The 23,301-nt window shown below is 23.3% G+C and carries 21 protein-coding genes; 3 read left to right on the top strand and 18 right to left on the bottom strand.

Features of this window, described 5'->3' with window-relative positions; translation table 4 throughout:
• Positions 1 to 8 precede the first annotated feature (8 nt).
• From rsmD to QEG99_RS03665, 3 genes are read right to left on the bottom strand one after another with little or no spacing between them, the layout of a single operon-like run.
• The gene (gene rsmD / locus QEG99_RS03675; RefSeq protein ID WP_280101839.1) at positions 9 to 548 is read right to left on the bottom strand and encodes a 16S rRNA (guanine(966)-N(2))-methyltransferase RsmD; all 540 of its coding nucleotides are present in this window, start codon (positions 546 to 548) and stop codon (positions 9 to 11) included.
• A 21-nt stretch (positions 549 to 569) separates the two neighbouring features.
• On the bottom strand, positions 570 to 1,244 hold the full coding sequence (gene recO, locus QEG99_RS03670; protein ID WP_280101838.1) for a DNA repair protein RecO: 675 nt from the start codon (positions 1,242 to 1,244) through the stop codon (positions 570 to 572).
• The gene (locus QEG99_RS03665; RefSeq protein ID WP_280101837.1) at positions 1,225 to 2,718 is read right to left on the bottom strand and encodes an MATE family efflux transporter; all 1,494 of its coding nucleotides are present in this window, start codon (positions 2,716 to 2,718) and stop codon (positions 1,225 to 1,227) included. Before QEG99_RS03665 ends, recO begins: the two co-directional genes overlap by 20 nt.
• A gap of 201 nt (positions 2,719 to 2,919) precedes the next feature.
• Here QEG99_RS03665 and QEG99_RS03660 point away from each other — a divergent pair, with 201 nt between their 5' ends.
• The gene (locus QEG99_RS03660) at positions 2,920 to 3,387 is read left to right on the top strand and encodes a deoxycytidylate deaminase (RefSeq protein WP_280101836.1); all 468 of its coding nucleotides are present in this window, start codon (positions 2,920 to 2,922) and stop codon (positions 3,385 to 3,387) included.
• 54 nt (positions 3,388 to 3,441) lie between these two features.
• Here QEG99_RS03660 and QEG99_RS03655 read toward each other — a convergent pair whose 3' ends face one another.
• From QEG99_RS03655 to rplK, 4 genes are all read right to left on the bottom strand, one after another.
• On the bottom strand, positions 3,442 to 4,176 hold the full coding sequence (locus QEG99_RS03655; RefSeq protein ID WP_280101835.1) for a hypothetical protein: 735 nt from the start codon (positions 4,174 to 4,176) through the stop codon (positions 3,442 to 3,444).
• 122 nt (positions 4,177 to 4,298) lie between these two features.
• Positions 4,299 to 4,487: a hypothetical protein gene (locus tag QEG99_RS03650; RefSeq protein ID WP_280101834.1), complete on the bottom strand. Its 189-nt coding sequence runs from the start codon at positions 4,485 to 4,487 to the stop codon at positions 4,299 to 4,301.
• A gap of 166 nt (positions 4,488 to 4,653) precedes the next feature.
• Positions 4,654 to 5,343, bottom strand: coding sequence for a 50S ribosomal protein L1 (gene rplA / locus QEG99_RS03645; RefSeq protein WP_280101833.1), 690 nt, complete (start codon positions 5,341 to 5,343; stop codon positions 4,654 to 4,656).
• Position 5,344: 1 nt separating this feature from the next.
• Positions 5,345 to 5,932, bottom strand: a complete 588-nt coding sequence (gene rplK / locus QEG99_RS03640; protein WP_280101832.1) for a 50S ribosomal protein L11 — start codon at positions 5,930 to 5,932, stop codon at positions 5,345 to 5,347.
• Between the two features lie 255 nt (positions 5,933 to 6,187).
• Here rplK and QEG99_RS03635 point away from each other — a divergent pair, with 255 nt between their 5' ends.
• The gene (locus tag QEG99_RS03635; RefSeq protein WP_280101831.1) at positions 6,188 to 6,850 is read left to right on the top strand and encodes a hypothetical protein; all 663 of its coding nucleotides are present in this window, start codon (positions 6,188 to 6,190) and stop codon (positions 6,848 to 6,850) included.
• Between the two features lie 38 nt (positions 6,851 to 6,888).
• Positions 6,889 to 7,515 carry a hypothetical protein gene (locus QEG99_RS03630; RefSeq protein WP_280101830.1) on the top strand — a complete coding sequence of 209 codons (627 nt, stop codon included), beginning with the start codon at positions 6,889 to 6,891 and terminating at the stop codon, positions 7,513 to 7,515.
• A gap of 38 nt (positions 7,516 to 7,553) precedes the next feature.
• Here the strand turns inward: QEG99_RS03630 and gatB are convergent, their stop codons facing one another.
• From gatB to QEG99_RS03575, 11 genes are all read right to left on the bottom strand, one after another.
• The gene (gene gatB, locus QEG99_RS03625) at positions 7,554 to 8,969 is read right to left on the bottom strand and encodes an Asp-tRNA(Asn)/Glu-tRNA(Gln) amidotransferase subunit GatB (protein WP_280101829.1); all 1,416 of its coding nucleotides are present in this window, start codon (positions 8,967 to 8,969) and stop codon (positions 7,554 to 7,556) included.
• A complete protein-coding gene (locus tag QEG99_RS03620; protein ID WP_280102371.1) occupies positions 8,962 to 10,290 on the bottom strand; it encodes an amidase family protein in 1,329 nt (442 codons plus the stop codon). Before QEG99_RS03620 ends, gatB begins: the two co-directional genes overlap by 8 nt.
• Positions 10,280 to 10,570, bottom strand: coding sequence for an Asp-tRNA(Asn)/Glu-tRNA(Gln) amidotransferase subunit GatC (locus tag QEG99_RS03615; RefSeq protein WP_280101828.1), 291 nt, complete (start codon positions 10,568 to 10,570; stop codon positions 10,280 to 10,282). Before QEG99_RS03615 ends, QEG99_RS03620 begins: the two co-directional genes overlap by 11 nt.
• 19 nt (positions 10,571 to 10,589) lie before the next feature.
• Positions 10,590 to 11,441: a pseudouridine synthase family protein gene (locus QEG99_RS03610; protein ID WP_280101827.1), complete on the bottom strand. Its 852-nt coding sequence runs from the start codon at positions 11,439 to 11,441 to the stop codon at positions 10,590 to 10,592.
• A 1,040-nt stretch (positions 11,442 to 12,481) separates the two neighbouring features.
• Positions 12,482 to 13,672, bottom strand: a complete 1,191-nt coding sequence (locus QEG99_RS03605) for an Mbov_0401 family ICE element transposase-like protein (protein WP_280101826.1) — start codon at positions 13,670 to 13,672, stop codon at positions 12,482 to 12,484.
• A 268-nt stretch (positions 13,673 to 13,940) separates the two neighbouring features.
• Positions 13,941 to 14,093, bottom strand: a complete 153-nt coding sequence (locus QEG99_RS03600) for a hypothetical protein (protein WP_280101825.1) — start codon at positions 14,091 to 14,093, stop codon at positions 13,941 to 13,943.
• Positions 14,094 to 14,145: 52 nt separating this feature from the next.
• The gene (locus QEG99_RS03595) at positions 14,146 to 14,844 is read right to left on the bottom strand and encodes a hypothetical protein (protein WP_280101824.1); all 699 of its coding nucleotides are present in this window, start codon (positions 14,842 to 14,844) and stop codon (positions 14,146 to 14,148) included.
• A gap of 13 nt (positions 14,845 to 14,857) precedes the next feature.
• Positions 14,858 to 15,364, bottom strand: a complete 507-nt coding sequence (locus QEG99_RS03590) for a type II toxin-antitoxin system antitoxin SocA domain-containing protein (protein WP_280101823.1) — start codon at positions 15,362 to 15,364, stop codon at positions 14,858 to 14,860.
• A gap of 21 nt (positions 15,365 to 15,385) precedes the next feature.
• A complete protein-coding gene (locus QEG99_RS03585; protein WP_280101822.1) occupies positions 15,386 to 15,892 on the bottom strand; it encodes a type II toxin-antitoxin system antitoxin SocA domain-containing protein in 507 nt (168 codons plus the stop codon).
• A 191-nt stretch (positions 15,893 to 16,083) separates the two neighbouring features.
• On the bottom strand, positions 16,084 to 17,799 hold the full coding sequence (locus QEG99_RS03580) for a hypothetical protein (RefSeq protein ID WP_280101821.1): 1,716 nt from the start codon (positions 17,797 to 17,799) through the stop codon (positions 16,084 to 16,086).
• A 368-nt stretch (positions 17,800 to 18,167) separates the two neighbouring features.
• Positions 18,168 to 23,294 (bottom strand): hypothetical protein, encoded by a 5,127-nt coding sequence (locus QEG99_RS03575; RefSeq protein ID WP_280101820.1) that lies wholly within the window; start codon positions 23,292 to 23,294, stop codon positions 18,168 to 18,170.
• Between the last annotated feature and the right edge of the window lie 7 nt (positions 23,295 to 23,301).

The raw sequence follows: 23,301 nt of genomic DNA, 5'->3' as shown, positions 1-23,301 counted from the left end.
CTCCTTTATTATTTTCCCAAAAAATAAATAAATGTTTTGCGATATTTTTTTAATTTAAGTAATTTAAATTTAGCATTAAATTCTAAATTGTCAATATTAGTTTCGATAATAATTTTTCCATCATCACTTAAAATATCAAATTCTTGAATTTTTTCTAAAGAATCTAATAGCAATTGTTGGTTGTCATAAGGAGGATCTAAAAATATAAAATCGTATTTTTTTTCTTTTTTTAATTCTATCATTTTTAAAGCATCGATGTTATACAAATTTAAATTTTTTATTTTAAGTTGTTCTGTATTTTTTTTAATAATATTAAAAACTTTATTATTTTTTTCAGATAAATCGACTTCTTTAGCTTGTCTTGAAATAAATTCAATAGAAATTGCTCCTGAACCTCCAAAAAGATCTAAAACAGTAGCATTTTCAATTTCAAATTGAATTGATGAAAAAATTGCTTCTCTAATTTTATCGGTTGTTGGTCTAACGACTGTAAGATCTGGTTCTTCAATTCTTCTGCCTTTAAAAATTCCTGAAATTATTCTTATCATATAAAAAAAATATTACCACATTTAAGCAATATTTTCTTTAAGAAAATTAATAATTTCTCTATAAATGATTAAATTAGCATAAGAATTGGCTAATTTAATATAATCTGACATTGAATAATTTAAATAATAAAAGGTTTTTAATTCTTCAATTGATCTAAAAATATTATCTTTTGAGTGAAATTTACACAAAAATCCACCCGAATATAGCTGAAAATCTCTTAAATTTTGATTGCTATTACACTCTACACAACTTCTTAAATTTTGTTTAAAACCAAAATTTTCAGTTATTTTAAATAGTAAAAATGTTTTACAATAATAGATATTTTCGCCATTAGCTAATGATATAAAATCATTTAAATTAGTAAATAATTGATGATTTGAAATTTCCAATTTATTTAAATAATATAAAATTTCTTGCATTTCACTTAAAAAGGAAGTCATTTGTAAATGATCAATCGTTTTAATTATTGTCCCCTTTTTTAGTTTTGAAAGTTTATTGTTTAAACGGGAAAGAAAAATTTCATATTCTCCTAAAGTTCAAACTAATAGTGATGGACGATTTTTGCTATTTGGTTTTCTAACTCCTAATGCCACAAAAGAGATGATTTTCTTGTTTGTTATAATTTTAACAATTGCATCATGATCGTTAAAATCATTATTAGCAATTACAATTCCCTTAATTATTTTTGATGACATTTTTTTCTCATATTTTTCTTTTTACATTAGGATCGTCAATATGCCTAGCTCAATCAACTTTAATAAAAATAATTTCAAATATAAAAATTTTAAGAAAATCTAAAGCAAAAAATATTCAATAAGTGTGTCATAATGATAAATGTTCATTATTAGGAACTATAACTAATGCAATAATAATTAATCAAATTAATGATACTGCTTCTAATATAAATTCTAAAAATGCTGCTAAATTAGTTCTTCCTCCAGAAGCAATTAATCTATCAGATGTTACATATCAAATTCATAATGGATTAAAAAATGCTACAACAAACAGTGTGTTTCTAATTTCATTTAAATAAATTTTTTTAGCATCTAATTCTTTAATTGCAGAACTAAAATAATCTATTTTAGGAATAATTAAAGCGAAAATAATTAAAATTATCGATAAAAGTAAAGCAACAGTTGTATGAAATCCTTTTAATTCATTAGCATTTTGTTTGGCAATTTCAAATTCTTTATTACCTAAATATTTACCTACAAAAATAGAGATATTAGAACTTATAGCACCAAAAACCGCTAAAAATATTTCACTTATAGCGCCAGTTAATCCTAAAATAGCTGCCGCCCCTATTGCTCATTCATAATTACCAATAGTTCCTTGAGGAAATGCTGTATTAAATAAAACATTTCTTAAAATAATTAATATAACATTTGAAGCAATTAAAAGCGAACTGTGAATTCTTATAAAAAATTTTTTTCAAGTTGCTTTTGAAATTTTATAAATTGTTAGCGGATTAATTAAGCATTTTTTTACTTTTAAAAATACAAAAAAAGTATCACCAATTATTCCAAAAATTCTAGCTGCAATCGAAGCATAAGCAGCTCCTTTAACTCCTAATTTTAGTCCGTAAATTAAAATAGCATTTAAAATTATATTAATTAATAATGATCCAATTGAAGAAATTAATGCTTCTTTTCCATGTCCTGTTTCTGCTAATAAAGCGCTCATCGGAGATGTTCAAGAAAAAATTATTCATGTTACTGTAATTAACATTAAATAATCTCTTGCTTGATTCATAACAATTTCAGTTTGTTCTCCTCGATAAAACACAGAAATCATTTGATTAGTAAATGTAAGCGCAAAAATAGCAAAAATTGTTGTACAAATAAAAGTGAGTAAAACCCTCATTCGCATTACTTCTTTTATTTTTTTATAATTCAAAGAACCTCAATATTGACCGATTAAAACAGAACAAACAATTGAAATACCAGCAATTAATCCACTAACTATACCACTTCAAGAATTGGCATAAGAAAGTGAATCAACACCGTGAGCAATATTGGCAACCATAAAGTTATCAATAAAGCCATTTAAAGCAAATAAAATTCCAGTTATAATAACTGGAAGCGAAAACTTTAAATATGTTTTTCATTTAACTCAGTTATTTGGAAAGTGCTCCTTGAATGCTACTAGTCACTTTTTATTTTTAATCATAATAAATATTTTACCATTTTTATTTTATAAATTTTAAAATGTGCTATAATAATATAGATTCTTCTGACGATAGAGGGATTATCGAAACTAAATGTTTCATACGATAATATTTTCCGATGCAAAAAGCATTATTTCATAAATTAATAAGCCAAGAAAGGTGAGCCGTTCTTGGATTTTTTCTTTTTATTATATAATTTAGTAATGGAAAAGAAAATTATTAACTGAGATCAATATTTTATGGCTTTAACCAAATTAAGTGCATTACGGTCAAAGGACCCTAATACGCAAGTTGGTGCCTGTATTATAAATAATAGAAAAAGAGTTATTGGATTAGGTTATAACGGAATGCCAAGCGGAAATGATTTAGATTTCCCTTGAGACAGAGAAGCTGAAAGTCCAAAAGAAACAAAATATGCTTATGTAGTACATGCGGAAATTAATGCAATATTAAACTCTATTACAAGTTTAGAAAACGCAACTTTATACACTTCTCTTTTTCCGTGTTCAAATTGTGCTAAAACAATAGTTCAATCAGGAATTAAAGAAATTGTTTATTTTCAAGATATTTATCACGATACAGAAGATGCATGAATTGCTAGAAAAATATTTAAAGATTCTTTTGTTAAAACAAGAAAACTCGAGGAGATTAAAATAACATTAGAATTATAAAATAATAAAAAAGGCGGGCTTCCCCGCTTTTATTTTATAAAATTTAAGCATTTTTTAAATTTCAACTTTTATTTCTGATAGTCATAATAAAGACTTATCATTTAATAAATTTAATGCTTTTTCTTTATCTACTAAATGATTTGTAGCTATTTTTACATCAGCTTGTAAATTTTGTGTTTTTGGAACAAAAAATACATAAATAAAAGTTTTAGCATATTTTTCTCCAGTTATGGGTTCTGAATAATCACCACACCCATTAAATGAGGAACATTCTGCACTAAATAATTTTAAATTTTCTCCTTCAGCTTTTAAAGCAAGTGATAGAGGATTTTTTTCAAATAATCTTGTTCTAATAGTTTTATATCAAACTAAAAAATCATAATTATTTAAGTCTAACTGTTTTTCTTTTGCTATTTTTTGAATTTCTTCAATTTGTTTTGTTGCATTTGCTTTATTATTTTTTAAATTTTCTTCAAGTGATTTTAAATCACTAAGAAGATAATGTTTTTCTTTATAATTTTTGTCTCAATTATAATATGCATAATTTTCTGAAGTTTTTTTAGTAAATTGTTTATCATCAAATCTTATATATAGTGATGAATTATTTGATTGTTTTAAATCATTAACTTGATTAACAAAATTATCATAAGCAATTTCATTTTCTGTTTTTTGTTTGTCCACTTTTTGCTCATTTCTTTTCTCTTCTGTTTTATTTTCGATTTTAGTACACGAAGTAAAAATCATAGTTGATAGTACTGGTATAAACATTAATTTTGATATTTTTTTCATATACCCCCCCTTTATTATTATAGCAATATAAATAAATAAATAAATAAAAAATAAAAACCCTTTTGAAAAAGGGCTTTATTATATGGAATTTTGTAAATTCTAAATACTAAAATTCTTGTTTTTTAGCTATAGGAATGATATATTTGAATTCCTGCATTTACTAGTAGATAAATAGCAACCACTATTAAAGCAAATCAAACAATTTTTCTTAAAAATGGCGATTTGAAAACAAATGAAAGAACTAATCCTACAAGTCAAATTCCTGCAAAAATTGCAAAAACTATTCAAGAATAGTATAAAAATTGAGACATTTTTCTCCTTTATTTAATTATGATAGTATAAATACAAAATTAAACTATCCTATATATTGTATTAAAAAACAAAAAAAAAAAAAAAAGTAATTTCATTTAAATTAAAAAATTACTTTAAAAAAATCGTTTTTAAAATAAAAACTCCTTCGCGGAGTTTTAAATATTATTAATCAAATTTAATTTTAATTGAAGGTCCCATAGATGCAGAAACTGTTAAATTTAAAACATAAGCACCTTTAACAACGCTTGGTTTTAATTTTTTAATTAATGAAATTAATGTTTGAGCATTTTCTGCTAATTGTTGAACAGACATTGATGTTTTTCCAATTAGTGAATGAACAATTCCGGATTTATCTGCTCTATAATTTGCTTTACCTTTTTTAATTTCCTCCACTGCTTTTGCAGGGGTAGGAGTAACAGTTCCTGTTTTTGGGTTAGGCATTAATCCTTTAGGTCCAAGTTTTTTTCCATATTTTCCTAAAACTGGCATCATTTTCGGATCAACTACCATAACATCAAAATCAAATTTATCAGTTTTTAATGTTTCTTCTAATTCACCTGTTGTATAAACTAAATCAGCTCCCGCTTCTTTTGAAGCTTTTTGCATTTCTGGATTATCAGTAGCTACTAATACTCTAACTGTTTTACCTGTTCCGTGTGGTAAAACAACTGCTCCTCTTAATTGTTGGTCTGCTTTTCTTGTATCTAAATTTAATCTAATTGCTAAATCAACTGAAGCATCAAATTTTGCATATGAAGTTTTTTTAACTAACTCCATCGCTTCTTCTAGTGAATAAACTTTTTCTTTTTCAACTAGTTTTTTAGCATTTTGAAGTTTTTTACCAATTTTTCTCATTTTATTCTTCTTCGCTTTCGTTAGATTTTTCAGTTACAACTTCAGCTTCAACAAATTCTTTGCTTGATTCAGCAGCAGCTTTCGCATCTTCTTCTAATTTAGCAAGCGCCGCATCTGCAATTGCTTGTTCTTTAGCTAGTCTTGCAGCTTCTTTTTTAGCTTCAACAACATTGTCTCATCCTTCGATTAAGACTCCCATGTTTCTTGCTGTTCCAGCAACGATGTGCATTGCTTTTTCTAAAGAATCTGTATTTAAATCAATAAGTTTATATTTAGCAATTTCTTCTAATTGTTGTAAAGTAATTGTTGCAACAATTTTGGTTTTAGAATTTGAAGAACCAGATTCAATTTTTGCAGCTTGTTTAATTTTATATGAAGCAGGTGATGTAAATAATTTAAAATCAAATGATTTATCTTTATAGATAGTAATAGCAACAGGAACTGGTTCGCTACCTCTATCTCTAGTTTGGTCGTTAAATTGTCTTGTAAATTCAGGCATAACAATTCCTAAACCCGCTAATGCAGGTCCTGGTTTAGCTTGCCCGGCATTAAATTGCAATTTAGCAACACGTACTATTTCTTTTGCCATTGCGAGCATCCTTTCTAATCTCTTGGTGGTTCTAGCGATTTCTCTCCCACTAAGGCAATATAAATATTGCTTTTGTATTATACTATTTTTTGTCAAAAAACAAAATTTTAAATACTAATTATTTAGTATTAAATGTTAATTTGATAAACAGACTATTAAAATCCAAATTTAATAAATTAATTTTAATCAATATCATGATTCAATTCTTTCTTTTTGTATAATTTAAATAGTTATATCCATAATAAAAGGAGAAAAATGAAAATAGCTTTAAATATATTGAATTTAACAGCAAGTGTTCCATCGGTCATTGTTTCAAATGCTGTTAATAATGATGTATTAACTTTTGATGGTAAATTAGAAAATGAACAATTAAATAATAATAAAATATTAAAAACATTTGCAGATAAAGATGGTTTATTTACCAAAGTTCAAAGAGATGTTGTTAAAAGTTGAATTAAAGATATAGAAATAAGAAGTAAAAGCTCAGAAAATAATTTAGCATATCTAGCTATAACCCCTGCTTTAAGTCTTGTTACTGTGCTGATTGTAAATTTGTGAACATTAAAAGAAAAAAGTAAAAAATTTAGGCGAATTTATTATTCAGTATTACTTTCAACTTTTGCTATTAATTTAGTTGTAGTAATCACTGTTTATGTTATAAAAAATAATAAACAAGAGCTTTTAAGAAATTATCAAAATGATTTTAACAAGTTTTTTCTTGCAATGCATCAATACAATGATGCAAAATACGAGCCAGTTGCTAAAAATAAATTAAAAGAACTTGTAGATCAGATAAATGAAAAATTTCCAGGAATTATAAATTTTTATGAATTCGAAACCGACTGAATTGAAGATTTTCCAAATAAAAATTTTACTTACTATAAAGAATTTAATAATAAATTATGAAAAAATATTTAAATAAATTATTTTATTTATACTTTGACTAAAGGAGAAAAATGAAAATAGGGTTAGAATTATTAAATTTAACTACAAACGTAATGGCAATTACTGCTCCTGTAAATAATAATCAAAATATTGATTTTTATGAGCAGAATAAAGTAAAAAATTTTGCTTTGGAAAATAATGAAAATTATGTTTCAAGATCGTATATAGTATCAACTTGAATTACTGATATAAATATAGAAATGGCATCAAAAATAAAACAAAAAAAATACTTATTTTTGCATCTTCCAATTTTATTTATGGCACCGTTAGTATTTTTTCCTGTAGTGACTAGATCTAAAAATAAAAAATATTTGTGAACATATATAGGAATTAGTTCCATAATAGTAATTGTCGGACTAACAGTTCCAATAGCGTTAAATGAAAAATATAAAGGTGAAATAAATTCTTTAGAAAATTATAAAAATGAATATCAAAAATTTTATATTGCCATGGAAACTAAAAAGGATGCACAATTTCAAAATGCAATCGAACAGAATTTAAAACAATTGACACAAAAAATAAATCAACAATTTCCTAATATAATCAATTTTGAAGATTATTATAAAGAAGAACGATTTTCATCATATTCAAATTTTGATTATTATCAAACTCAAGTGATAAATTCTTATAAAAAATAGATCACCTTTTAATGATCTATTTTTTATTTATATTTTTTTTATTTATTTAATTTAATATTGATAGTTTTGATCAATAAATCGTTTGCCAATTGAGGATTAACTTGTCCTTTAGTTTCTTTCATTATCTGCCCTAAAAAGAATTTTATTACTCTTTCTGGTCTGTTTTCAAATTCAGCAAGTAAGTGTGAATTACTTTCAATTAATTTATTGATTAAATCAATAATTAAATTATCATCTTCAATTTGCTTAATATTATATTTTTCAATTAATTTTTCAATTGTAAGATTTTCTTTTTCTTTTAATAAAATAATTTCTTTTACTTGTTTTGAAGAAATTTTATTATTTTTTTCTAAATTTAAAATTTTTTCAATATCAACAGCATTTATATTAATATTATTTAATCCTTTTTCTTTAATTAAAGGAACAATTTCGGAAAAAAACAATTTAGCAACTTTAAATTTATCTACAAAATTAATTTTGTCAAAAAATAACAGTCATTCATAATTATTTATTAATTGTTCAACATAGTTAGCAGGAATTGATTTATTTTTTAATTCTTCTTCTCATTGTCAGTGTAATTTTTCAATTGTAATAGAATTAATAAATTCTTTTTCCAATTTCATTACTGGAATATTTGGCTCAGGAAAATAACGATAATCAATTGCTCCAGTTTTTTCCCGCATTGAAATGTTAATTTGTTTTACATCGTCAAATCTTTTTGTTTCCTGTTTAATTTTGATATTACTATCTAATTTTTGACTTTGTTCTTTGATTTCTAGTTCAATAGCTTTTTTAATATTTGAAATAGAATTAATATTTTTAATTTCTACTTTAGTTCCAAAAGGCTCATCTTTTTTATTTAGTGAAAGATTAATGTCAGCTCTTAGTGATCCTTCTTCTAATTTAGCATCTGAAATATTTAAAAATTTAGCAATTCTAGCAATAGCTTCCACATATTTAGCAGCTTGTTCTGCATTTTTTATTACTGGATTTGAAACAATTTCAATTAATGGTACTCCAGCACGATTATAATCTAAAAAAGTTCCATTTTCGGTGTGAATTTGCTTTGCAGTGTCTTCTTCTAAGTGAATTCTTTCAATTGAAATTTTATGTAATTGATTATTTTCTTCAATTTTTAAATACCCATTTTTACCTATTGGTCTAAATTGTTGAGTAATTTGAAATCCCTTTGGTAAATCAGGATAAAAATAATTTTTTCGATCAAAATGCAACTCGTTATCGATTTCCATATTTAATGCTTTGGCTAATTTTATTGCCTTTACAATTGCTTGTTTATTTGGTAAAGGCAATGTTCCTGGATAAGCAACATCAATTAAATCAACATTAGTATTAGGACTTTGATTAAATGAATTAGCAGCAGAAGAAAACATTTTAGTTTTTGTATTTAATTCTAAATGAATTTCAATTCCAATAACTACATTATATTTATTCATTATTTTCTCCTTTATTAATAAATTGCTCAATTCATAAAGCATATTCTAATAATTTTTTATCATTATTGCTTTTAGCATCGATTGCTAAATTAAAAGGCATTTTTTCTATTTTGCTTTCTTCAAGTTTCATTGTGATTGATGGATTTCCTGCTAAATTAGAACCTGTTAAAATATAATCCATATAACCATATTTACTTTTATCATCAAAAAGTGGAGCAATTGAAGCGGAAGCCGGGTAAATAACTATATCATATTGTGAATGTAAATCATCTAAATAATTTTTAATTAATCTTCTAATTTTTTGAGCTCTTAAAAACAATTTTTCTTGATTATCTTTTTCTAAAAAATACGATCCTAAAATTAATCTTCTTTGAACCATTTTACCAAACCCCTTACTTCTGGTATTGGTCATAATTTCTTCTCAGTTTTCCCCCTTTTGTCTTTGACCGAATGCAATTCCATTTAAATTAGATAAATTAGATGATGCTTCTGAATAAGAAATAATGTCATAAACTGGTTTAATGGCAGTTAAAAGTTCAGCATTAGGTTCAATTTTTTCCATCGTCACTTCTTTTGCTAATTTATTTACTAAATTAAAATAAGAATCTTCAATTTCTTTATTTAATAAATGTTGACCTTTAATGTTTAAATATCCAATTTTTTGCGGTTTAGTTAATTTAATATTTTTAATTTCAACATTTTTTGATGTAAAGTCTTTTTCGTCTTTTCCATAAACTGCTTGCGCTACTTGAATAATGTCATTTACATTATGAGCAAATCATGCAACAGTATCTAGTGATGATGCATATGCAAACATTCCAAATCTTGAAACAGCTCCATAAGTTGGTTTAAAGCCAACTTTTCCAATAAATGAAGCAGGTAAACGAACAGAATCACCTGTATCGGATGCAAGAGCAAAACTTATATTTTCAGTTAATGTCGCTGCTGAACCGGAAGAAGAACCTCCTACTTTTCTTTTTAAATTTAAAGGATTAGCGATAATTCCTCAGTGGGAGTAAATTCCTTCACCACCTAATGCTAATTCATCGCAATTAACTTTAGCAACCGGACTAGCTCCTGCATCTAAAAGTTTTTGAATAACGGTTGCATTATAATTGGCATGAAAATCTTTGAGTATAAATGATGAAGCTTGAGTTTTTGCACAAAAATTGGCAAATACATCTTTTATAGTAAAAACACTTTTTTCTAATATACCGGAGTTATTTTTTGCATTTTCGAATATATGACTAACTGCATTATTTTTATCGTTAATCATTTCTTTTTTTGCTTTTTCAAAATCACCTTTAATTTTAATCATTAATAACCCTTTCTATTTTTACAAAATCTTCATTCGATTCACTTGCGTTATTTAAAATAATTTGCTTATTTTGCTCTTTATTTTCAGGAATATCTTCTCTTAAATTTAATTCAATAACATCAGATAATCTCGCTAAGGGTTGTACATTATCAACATTAATTTTATTAAATTCATTCAACATATTTTCTATTTCTGAAAATTCTTGTTCTAAAGAAGAAATAACTTCTTCAGTTGGAATAAGTTTTAAAAGCTGAGCTAATTCTATAATTTTTTTTCGTTCCATTTTTCTCCTTAATTAAAATTTATCATTTCGGATAACAAATAAATTCTTTTTCATTTAAATATTTTAATTCACCATTTAAATTTTTAAATTTAAGTATGTGTGAATGCAAATAAACTCTTTTTTCTTTTTTTCCACCATATTTTTTATCTCCGTAGATCGGAAATCCTAATTTTGAAAGAGAAACTCTTATTTGGTGTTTTTTTCCGGTAATTAACTTTGCATATTTTTTCCCACTTTGTTCATAAAAGTCAGTAATAGCTAGTTCATTACTTTTTTCAACAACTTTCATTTTCATCTTTTTGTCATCTTTTTCTAAAAAATATGAAACTTGAAATTCTTTATCTATTTTAATATCTGATTTAAATATGTAAATTTTATCAAAATTACTTTGTTTTTCTTTTAATTGAACAAGCGAATGATAGTTTTTTGCATAAACAACAATCCCCGAAGTGCTTTTATCAATTCTTCCAATGTGCGATGGAACAAAAGAAGAATTTTGAATAAATTTTAAATATTGTAATACTTGATTATCTAAACAATTATCTTCTCCGTGAATTGCAATATTATTTTTTTTATTTACTATTAAAATATTTTTATCTTCGTAAATTACATTAAAATCAATTTTTAAATTTGAATTTAATAAATTTATTTTATTACTATTTTCTAATTTTTCATCTAAACCATAAATTTCAACTACATCATTTTCCATAACTAAATATTTTTTATTGTTTGTTTTAGTTCCGTTAACTTTAATATCTTTTTTTCTAAATATTTTTTCTATTTTTGATAAAGGAACTTTATTAAAATGCTTAATTATAAATTTGTATAATGTTCTATTTTGATCATTAAAAGTTGCAATAATTTTTTTCATATTTTTAATTTTACTTTATTTATTTTTTAAAACTAACAAAAAAATATTTAATAAAAAAAATAAAAGATATTTTTCTTTTAATATCTGCTTTTTTATCGTTAATTAAAGAGAAATTTTATTTTAGATAGATGAAAATCTATAGTATCACCTTTTTTAAGGTTGCTTATAAAAATTATAGCATCTTTTTTAAAATAAACCAAATATTTTTTTAAGAAATTTTGTTTTTTTAATAATAATTACTGATTTTTATCGCTATTTGGCTTCTATATTGTTAAATGCTCAATTGTTAGTTTGACTTTTTTTGATAAATATTAGATTTTTTACATTGTTTTTAGATTTTTTTGTTGCTAGTTAAAGTTATTGCTCTAATTTTTCATTGTTTTATTGGCTTTTATAATGCTTAATGGTTGTTTAATAGTTTGGCTTTTTAATAAATAATAATGTATATTTTAGTTTTGGTAAATAAATTTGTCATTTTTAGTAAATTTTTTAACCGTCAGTTTAAATAATTGCTTATTTTGCTTCTTAAATGCCTTAAAAATGCTTGCTTTTATGATAGTTTGTTAGAGAATTTCTTCTCTGTCAGTGTTTTCATCCTATCAATTAAGGCATAAAAAAAGTTTTTTCATTTCTTTAATGAAAGTTTTTATTATTTAGTGATGATAGTTTGCTAAAGAACTTCTTGATTGATAGATGATAGTTTGTTAGAGAACTTCTTTATTTTTAGATGATTTATATAAAGTATAAATCCCAAAGTATTTATACTTTATTCTATACTGACCAATCACTGGACTTATATTAAATAACGAATGTTTTTTCTGATTTGTATTTTAGAAAAAAAGAACTAAAGAGCACCAAGATTCGCAAATCCCAAGCATTTAACTTTTTTATTTTTTATTATAGTTATCACTCAGTGCTTCTTAAAATTATTATAGCACAATATTTTTCAGTTTTTATTTTTTTTTATTAAATATTTTCACGACAAAATATTAAATATTGGCGAAAAAGATTGAAAATGGCGAGAATAATGCAGATAAATGCTAGATAAAAATATAAGTATTATTTGGCTTTTCGTTTAATTTTAAAATTGCTCTTGCAGTTTTTTGTGAAAAAGTAGAAAATCTTTTAATTATAAATTTTTTTAAATAGTGCGACACACTAATTTCTGTGTGTGTTCCTTGATAACCGTTTTTTGGTAAGTAATTTTCGGTTTTTAAATCATTTTTTATTAAATAATTGATTAATTTTTTTATTTGTGTAGTTTTTTGCTCTGACAATAATGCACCAGCATTTGATAAAATGTTTTCCAATAACTCAATTACTTCTTGAAATTTAAATTCTAGAACTAATTTTTTATATTCTTTCATAAATTTAATATTCAATTTTCTTTCGGCTTTTTTAAGTTCTTCTTTATTGCTTTTATATTTATTTCAATAATAACCTAAAACTTTATTACCGTTTGCTAAAATGTGATAAATATCTGTTATGTATGTAGCATCTAAACCTTTTGCTATTCTTTTAATTCAACTTGCTCCATCACCCATAACTAGAATTTTAAAATTTTTATTGCCATATTTTTCTTTTATCACATTTTTAGTTATTTCAATTAATTCTTTTACTGAATGACACTTTTGTCTTTGTGCTCTATCTTCAATAATAAGTGATAAATTTTTCATTTCTCTTTTTTCATTTAAACCAGTAGAAATAACTAACATACGATGTTTAAATTTCATTTTCCGATTATTCTTTTTCAAAGATAAAAAAGTATCATCTAAATTAATGTAAAGTATATTTTTATCTTTACTTTCTTCAATGAAATTCTTTTCTTTTACTTGTTCTGCTTTAGTTTTTACTAAATTTATTATATAAGTTCTTGAAACATCAAATTTTGATGCTAGTTCGGTTGCAGAAATGCCTTTTATAACTCAATTAACAAGAAGTTTTTGCAAATCAACTTCTATTTGATAATTTCTATTTTTAAGTAAAAAATCATTTTCAAATTGCTTTGTTTCAATTTTACCATCTTCATTTATTCTTTGATATTTAGTAATTTTAAAAACTAAAAGTCCAAAAATCGTTTTTAATTTTCTTTCAATTTTCTTTTGAACTCTTCATTTTTCTTTGCGATATTCGCCTTTAAGGCGATATTCTTCATCTTCTTTTTCTATTTTTTCTTTCATTGACTTTAATCAATATGAGTTATTTAAATCATCAGATTCATAAAAATTCATTTTTTGTTTCCTTTTCTTTTTTCTTTAAATATTATATCTTTAATATAATTTATTTACATCACTTCAATTTTAAAAAGCAAAAAAAGCCACTATAAATAACTTTTATTAATATTTTTTTGTATTTTTTACAAAAATAAAAATTCAATGATTATTTTTTAACTATGTAATTAATTTTTCTGCTAAATTCCTTTTCAATTTATTAAATGTCATATTTTTTTATAAAAAAACACCCGTAAAAGGTGTTTTCATTTATTAAATTAATAGTTATTTATAGTTTGGCAAGATTTTTCATACATCTAACATATTTTTTTCAAGAACCTTTTTCATTTCTTTCAAATATTTTAGGAAGTTCGTTAATATCTTCATTAATGATAGCATTATTAATTTCTTCTAAAATTCTTTTTCTTTCTTCTTTTGACATTTCTTACATATTTTCTCCTTTTTATATTATTATAATTCAATTAAAAAATAAATTAAAATTCTTGTGTTTTATTTAATTTTTGATAAAATACTTTCTTTTTTATTTGTTGTCTTTTCTTAAAAGGTCTTTTATTGTATTTTGAAATATTATTTTTTTTAAAAATTGATTTAAATATTTTTTCTATTAGTAAAAATAAACCATAAAAGACAAGGAAAATAACTAAAACCGATGTAATAATTGAAACAAAAATGACTGTAGTTTTTCAAAACATTTTTTCTTTTTTATCACCTAAAAAAATTCAAAGTATTAATTCTTTTATAGCATTAGAAGTTGTAGAATTCATAAATACTATTAGACAAATAAAAATAGTTATAATAACACTAATAATTATAAAAAAGAGTATTTGTTTTTTATTATTTTGTTTCAATTCAATAATTATATTTTTTTGATTTTGAATTTCCTTTTCCAAACTTTTTATTACTAATTCGCTATATTTTTGTTTTAATTTTTCGAATCTATTTATCAATTTCACTCTTTTTTCATTTTCAATACTCTCAACATTGAAAAAATTTTGCAATTTATTATATATTTTATTGTATAATAGTTTTCTTTTTTCATCGTTTAAAATTTTGTTTTTATTGTAATAAGATTCTATATATTTTTCTGTTTTATCCATTTCTTCTAAAAATTTTTTTTCTGATAAATCTATATCTTTTAATGTTCTATTGATTTTTTTCTCATTACTAGTCATTTAATTTTTAATCCTATTTTATTTTTAAATATTTTTCAACGATTTCATATTTATCATTTTTCATATCGTTGTTTGTAATTATTTTGCCAACTTTTTTCATATCATAATTATTTTTTCAGGAATTTAAATCGTGCGATAAAATTACTAGTTGTTTTTTAGTGAATTCGCCCATACTTTCTCAAACAAAGAACATATAATCGATTAATTTATTAGGCAAATTAAGAGTTTTAATAATGTTTTCTCGTATTTTTTCATCACTTGTTTTACTAACATTATCTAATGTTCAAAAACCTGATACTTGAAATTTAAACACCTGTATTATCATCGCTCCAAAATCATATGCTCTAATTTCATTAGAAAATAAAGCAATGTTAAATTTTTTTAAAATGGCTCAATGAGCGAAAAATAGCATTTTTTGTTGTCAAGTTCTTAATTCTTTATCTTTAAAATTCCTATTTTTACAAAATTGTAAAAAATAAGGAAATAAATCTTCTGCTAATATTGATTCAAAACTTTCCATTTTTTAACAACTCCTTTTAAATTATTTAATATCTAAATATTTTTCTAAAATATCTAGATTATCTTCCTTCATTTTATTGTTTGTGATTGTTTTGCCAACACTGTTTTCATCATAAATATCTTTTCAAGAATTTAATTGATGTGCTAAAATTACCAACTCCTCTCTTGTTAAATTTTCTAGTTTATTTCAAACAGATAAAATGTAGTCAATGATTTTATCTTCAATGTTAAATTTATCGCTTAATTCCCTTTTTATTTTACTTTCTGTAGTTTTTTCAATATCTTCACTTTTAAAAACAGTATATTTTTGTTTTCAATACACTTCCAGAATGTTTGCTCCAAAATAAAATGCTTTAAATTCTTCTTTAAATAGTGAAATATCAAATTTCTTTAAAACTGCTCAGTGAGTGAAAAACAGCATTTTCTGCTGTCAAGTAAGCAAATTTCAGTCCTTAAACTTTTTTAAATTACAATATTTTAAAAAAGTTTCAAAAAACAATAAAGCAGATATTGGTTTAAATTTGTTCATTTTAATTTCTCCTTTTACATCGTTATTTTAATTCAATTAAAAAATAAATTAAAATTCTTGTTTTTTAATTGAATTTTGATAAAATACTTTCTTTTTTATTTATGCAATAAAAGTTCTTTTTTGCTCTATTTTTCCTTTATGTTTAATTTGATTAACTGTTGGTTTTTGATTAAAAAAACACCAAAAGGTGTTTAATAATTTTTAATATTTTCTTTAGATACTAAAGTTTTTTGATAATCTTCATACATATTAACTAATTCTTCAAATGATTTATTTAATAATTCGGATTCATTTCAAAGATTAGTTTGAAGCATTTTTTGTTTATATATTTCTCTTCTTTCTTCTTTTGATTTACCAACTAAACTAGCATCACTTTTTAAGAACTTAATATTAAATAGGTTTTTTCTTTTAGTAAATACATCATTTTCTTTATCTACTCAAACATATTCTTCTAATCATTTTTCAAGTTCGCTAATCGCTTGCTCTCTGCTCATATTTAAATCTCAAATATCGCTTGTATTATAATTAACAGTTCTGGCAATTTCTAGCCCGTTTTTGTTTAAGTGGCTATAGTCAAAAAAGTGTTCTTTAGCGATTCTTTTGTTGTGAAAATTCATAATTATTGGTATTTGTGTTCCTAATAAATCTGGTTTTCCATCATCGGCTAAATCAAACAGTGCTCCGATTCTAGCCATTTCATAAAATTTGTTAAATGTTAATACTGAATCGTTATTTTTATAAGTAATATCACTGAAAAATGGCAAATTTAATGCAAATTCAGGAACCTTAGGATCATATTTAGGATTATAAAACGGATTTTTTCTTTTTTCTTCATCAATATATTTTTGTGTTTCTCCGTGTTCTTTTGCTTTATTGTTAATAAATTGCTCTGAGAAACCATAATCACCCAATTCGCTAGCAGTTATTGATAAAGCAGGATATAAAATCGGATTTAAAATATTAGTATAACCACTAAATGTTCATAATTCTTTAAAATTTTTAATATTTTCAATTTGTTCGCTTAGCATTAGTGTATTATCTCATTTAAAAGGAACTCTAACTTTCATTCATTCATCAAGTTCTTTCGAGTTTTTTCTAATAGGATTTAATAAATTCTTGAATGAATCAAATCAATAATAATAAACGGTTTCATAAATATTTTGAATATAACGATAAAATAAAGGCAATTCCAATTCTTTCATTACCATATTACCTTGTGTAATCATTGTTGCTTTATCATCAAAATTTGGGTCTTTTTTGTCTAATTCTTTAAATTTTTCTTCTGCATTTGAAGGTTTATTAAACATTCTATTAAAATCATCCATTACAGAACTAAAGGTTGCCAATTTAGTTTTTCCAGAATTTGTTTGTCTAATTTCTTCTTCAAATTTTTCTGTTAATTTTCTAAATTCAGAATTTACTCTATCTATATCAAAAACATCATCTAATCGTTTTTTATTGCTTTCATTATCAAAATAACTTTTTAATGTAAAGTTGGTAATTTCACTATCTTTTGGATTTACTGAAGTGCTATTATTTTGTTTATATTCTTCTACTTGTTTTTTATATGCTAAAACGGGAAGATTATAAATTCAAGCAACTAGTTTTCCTAAATTTTGATTTGTTTTAGAATTAAATCTTGGAATGGTATCAAAAGATAAATCTTCATAAACACCGTATTTACTATCAACTTGTTTTTCTACTCCTGGGTTATTTGGAGTTCCTAATTCTGAACCATCAAAATGCGGCGGTGAATCTGGAGATGGTTTCGGTTCAGCATTAGGACTATTTGGTTCTTTTTTTGGCGAACCTATTATTGGTATGCCGTTTCAACTTAAAGAACAAGAAACCACCGATAAAGGCAATAATAAAACGGGAAGTGAAAATAAAATTTTTGTTTTTTTCATCAAACTCCTTTTGTTAATTTTTATATAAAAAAATCGTTCAAAATTAGAACGACCTCTTTGCTCGTTGGCGAATTTACAAAATCGCTTAAGGCTGGCTCAACTTTTAAAGAGTTAGTAGTAACTTAATCTACTATTATATTCTAACACATTTTTATATTTTTCAAAGAAAAATACACCTAAAGGTGTATTAAAAGGTTTTAAAATATAAAAATACAATATTTTTAAAGTAATTTATGAACTAAAATGAAAGAAGTTTAATGAGATATTTAAGTGATAATAAAAAAATAAAAATGATAAAATAAAAGATAAATTTTAAAAAATATTGTATAATTATATTGTAATGTGCTAGCCCGTTGGGGTTAGTTTTTTTATATTATTTTTCTTTGTCTAATATATAATACATATCCGCTGTAAGAGGAGAATATTAAAACAACTAAAGAAACACCAACAATTGAAATAATATTGCTTGTTTTTTGTAAGTTATTTAATGATTTAAGTGCTAATTTTCTTTTTTCTTCAGCACCTAATTCATCATTTTTATTATTTGATGCATTTCCGTATTCTTCTTTGTAAAAAGGAGATTCACCAACATTTGTTAAATCATTAATTATAGTAACTTTAGCACTTCCTTTAAACTTTCTTCCATCTGATAATTCTTCCATTTTAGGAATTAATGTTGCTTCAATTGAATTTAAAGTTTTAGGTTTTAATAAAGGTTTTAAAACAGCATCTTCATTTTGAATTTGTATTAGTAAATTGGCTTTGTTATTTCCAAAATATTTTTTTGTTTGTTCTGATAAATTATTAAAAATTTCTTCTTTTAGTATTTCGGGAATAATAATATCTTTTAGTGCAATTGTTTGAAATTTCATTTTCGAAAAATCAGTTTCAAGAATTTCATCTTCTTTTATTTTTTCCTTTTTTTCTTTTTCTTTACTTTCTTGAAACTTTTTGTCTTGTTCTTCTTTATAATCGGGAGAATCTTTTACATCGGTCATATCATTAGTAACATTTATTGTGATTTTACCTTTAAATTTTTTCCCGTTAGATAACCTATCAATTTTTGGTTTTATAGTAATTTTTTCAGTATTTGATGATAACGGTTTTAATAAGGCATTAAGAATATCATCAAATTTTTCAATTTCAATTAAATTAGTTATTTTATTATTTCCAAAATACTTTTCAAATTGTTTTTGTAAATTTTCATAAATTTTATCTGATAAAGTTTTTTTTATATTTATTCCTACAAAAGATATATCTTTTATATCCATTTTAGCAAAATCTGTTTCTTTTATTTGCGATTCATTTATTGAAACATCAAAAGGATTACGATTAGAATCTTTTACAAGTTCTAAATGAACCACATATTCTTTATCTTGAAATTGTAAATTACTAGTTATTTTTCTATTAAAATTAAAAGTTAATTTGGCTTTTTTATTTTCATTTTCATTAGTATCATATTTGGTGATTATAAGATTATGTGCTTCTAAATTTTCGTATGTTGTGGTGTCGAAAAAGTTATTTTTATGAGTATTTAAATCATCAACTGTTATATTTTCATTATTTTCTCAGTAAAAATCATTAATCAATTTCGTTTCTATTTTAGGCATAAATAAATCTTTTTTATTGCCATTTCCACCGTTTCCGCTTTCACCATTGTCCAATTTCATTCAATTACCATAAACGGTTATTTCATTTTTTGTTAATTTAATAAAATTAGTTGAAGTAGTAAATTTAAAAATAATTTTCCCTTTATATTCACCACTTTCTTGAGAAATATTTTCATCATTTTCTTTGCTTAATTTAGTATTTTTGTTTTGATTTGATGAATCGTCATTTGTATTGTCTGTTATTTTTGAATTTGCTTTTTTGCTTTCTGTGTTTGTATTTAAAATATTTGTTTTATTACTTTCAATATTCTTATTTTCTTCCTTATCTAAACTTTTTATTACATAACTTACAGGTTCTCCAGGAGAAAATCTTATATTGCTCAATTGTGAAATTAATTCATCAGATTGTAAATCTTTTTTGAATTTTTCAATTTGTTCATCACTTCAGTTTTCTGATTTTTTTAATTCATTTAAATAAAAATCCATTAAATTATTGTCAATAAATGAATTTTCATCATTTTTACTGATTGTTATATCTCTATTAATTGGCTGATTATCTATTGATTGTTCTTTTGTTGATGAATTATCATTTGTTTGAGTTGTACCTGCTTTTTCTACATCTGCTAATTTTTTATCAGTTGATGAATTACCACTATTTTTTGTTATAGATGTTGATTCTGTATTTGTAGATTGATTGTTTGTTGGTTGATTTTCTGCCGATGAACTGTTATTTGTTTCTGCGATATTTTCAAAAATTATTTCAGTATTAATGTATTCAAAATAAGGAAATGAAACAAAATTCATTAATTGTTTTTTATAATTTTCTTTTAATTTTTCATCATCTTTTGGATTAACATTATATTCCATAAAATTCTTTATTTCTGCTTCATTAATAATTGGAGTAATTTCTTTTAATGTTAATTCATTGTTTGAAAAATTATAAAATTCTTTTCAATAATTTAAAATTTCATCATAATTAAAAGTTTTAGCAATATTTTCGCTAATATTGTAAGTTAATTTTAAGAAAATTAATAATTGTTTTCCTCAATAATGTTCTCATAAAGGAGTGATTTTATTTTCAAATTCTTTAATATTTTCTTTAACTGCTTTAGAGAAAAATTCATCATTAACTTTTTCTTCTTTTCCGACATTCTTTTTAATATAAACTATTTTATGTTTTGCTTGTCCGTTTTCTTTATTGGCAACAATTTTAAATAAACCCGCATCTCCTATAATATTTTCACTATTTTTATAAAAATCAATGTTTTGACTATAAAAATCTTGCTTTTGTCATTCTCTATTACTTCCGTCTCATTTTCATACATCAAAACGATTTACACCATTTCCTAATTCTAATTTAATACCACCATAAACAACATGTGCTTCATATATATTTGTTGTTTCACTTTCTGTTGGTGATTGATTTTTTTCTCCTTTTTCATTTAAAAGATTAAATAAAATAAATTGATTATTGTGATTATATTTTCATTTCGCCTCTTTTTCTTGAAATTTTTCTGATAAAACTATATATTCCATATTAGTTCCTGTTTCACTATTGATAAATGGATTATATTTAGGGTTAGGAATTTTGTTTTTATTTTCATCTAAAATATAATTACCTTTGGGGTCAGTTAAAAATTGTTCTATCATTTCTTTTTGTTCTTTATTATTTTTTGGATTTCAAGCGAAAAATTTAATATTAAATAAAACATCTTTTTGTGACTGAATCATTATTTTTTTGCTAAAAATTGTTTTTAATTTATCTTTATTTTGACTTGTTTTATCAAACTGTTTAACTTCAATTAAATATACATTAATATTTTGATATTTATTTAATGCTTTTTCATATTCTAACTGATTTTTTTGTCTTTCATTTTCATTACTAGATGCTTTTCATCTTTTTTCCAACTCTTTAATTTGCTCTAATAAATAATTAGTGCTCGGTTCATTTAATTTATCTTTAAATTGATATGTATAAACATTATTAAATATCGGAACTGGTTGATTATTAATATACAAAATCTCATTATTTTCCTTTGGAGAATATAATTCTAATGACGGGAAATTGTAATATTTTTCAATTTGCTCTTTTTGTTTTGTATCACCCTTAAAAAAGGTTCATTCAACTATTTCTGGCACTTCATTATTGACTAGTTTAAAATCTAAATTGCTTTTTTTGTCAATATAGGCACTTGGTTTAAATTTAAGTCGTTGAGCAAGAGAAATTTCTATTTGCTCATTTATTTTTTTATAGTTAATATCTTTAAAAACTGTAATAGATTTATTGTTATTAAAAATATCAAAATAATCAAAATTTAAAATAGAAGTATTATTTTTTTCATCATTTTTAAATGTTGCTTTGATATTTAAATTATTTGTATTTTTAATAAATTCTTTAATTTCTTCTTGTTTTTTTAATACATTTTCATAATTGGATTTACTGCCTCCATTGATGGTTTTATCAAAAGGATTGGCAAAATTTGTTTCAGAATTATATAATATATAACCATCTTTAGTAATTAAATTTGTTTTAACTAAATTTTGTTTTAATTCATTAAGAGTTTTAATTAAATTGTTGTGTTGTTTTAGTTGAACGCCATTTAAAACTACAAAATTTAAATCGAAATTTAATAAATAATTTATTATTGGTGGTCTATCATAATACCCCTTATCAATTGATGATTGATAAGGAATTTCCTCCTCAGATTCTATAATATTATTTATATTAAATTCTAAAATTCTGTCATCAGAACTAATTTTAGAAATTTTTTCTGTTCAATTAGTTTGTGCCGACTTATTATAAAATAAAGAAGTTCAAAGCATTGCAAGACCTGAATTGGTAATATATTGTGGAAATTTTAGAAATTCAAAACTTTTATTTAAGGATTTAATTCTTTTTAGATACTCATCTCTATCATATCCGTCGTTAAACTTTAACTCACTTTTTATTAAATAATTTTCTTTATTAATTTCGTTGTATGATAATTTCGGCAATTGATTTTTTCATTCTTTATTTTCGGTTAAATATGAATAATCTTCTGAATTATTGTATGCTTTCTTTTTGAAACTATTTCAATTAGAATAATATAAATTTACCTCATATTTAAAAGAAATAAAATCATTAGTTTTTGAATAATCATATATTCTTAAATCAGAAATAGTTAGATAGGAATCTATTAATCTAACATTATATATATCACTAAATAAAATTTCTTCAAATTCATCTAAATTATATTTTTTTAGTTCATTAATTGCTAAAGTAGAACTTTTTTTATTAAAGGCATCTTGTATTACTGAAGAAAATACTCTTTCATTACTAAAATAATATTCTTTATTTATATTATTTAAATTTAAAAAATTAAAATTTTGTCAATTGTTTTGATTTATATAATTTGGCTTTTGAAATGTCGTTGAACTTTGAATTTTAACTTTTCAAGATTCGGGTTGAACATTTTCGTCAGTTAGTTTATATTCAAAATCAAAAGTTAAAATTTTTCCATTTACTGTATTTTCTAGTTTTAAATTTTCAAATTTAGGTGAATAAATAAAGTGTCCTGGATAAATTTTATTTAATCCCATTTGTTCTCACATAGATAAAAAATGTTCATCTGAAAAACTTTTAATACTTGATTTTAATTTATTTTTAAAATTAGAAAGAATTTTAGCTTCTTTAGAGTTAAAACTGCTAATAGTTGTTTTTAAATTTTCAATTTCTATATTAGTTGAATCACTAAAATTCAATTCAATTTTTTTATTATAATAAGTAAAACCATCGGAAACAGTTTTTTCATTTTCATTATTACTATTAGCACTTATAAAAAATGGTAAAGTAAAAACTATTGGTATTGTTGATAATAGCAAGTGAAATTTAGTTTTTCTTTTCATAATTCTC

Origin of the sequence: Mesomycoplasma lagogenitalium (genome assembly GCF_029854295.1) — a bacterium.
GTDB lineage: Bacteria > Bacillota_I > Bacilli_A > Mycoplasmatales > Metamycoplasmataceae > Mesomycoplasma_A > Mesomycoplasma_A lagogenitalium.
Note: the sequence above shows the minus strand (reverse complement) of the source record. Positions and strands in the feature narration are given on the sequence as shown.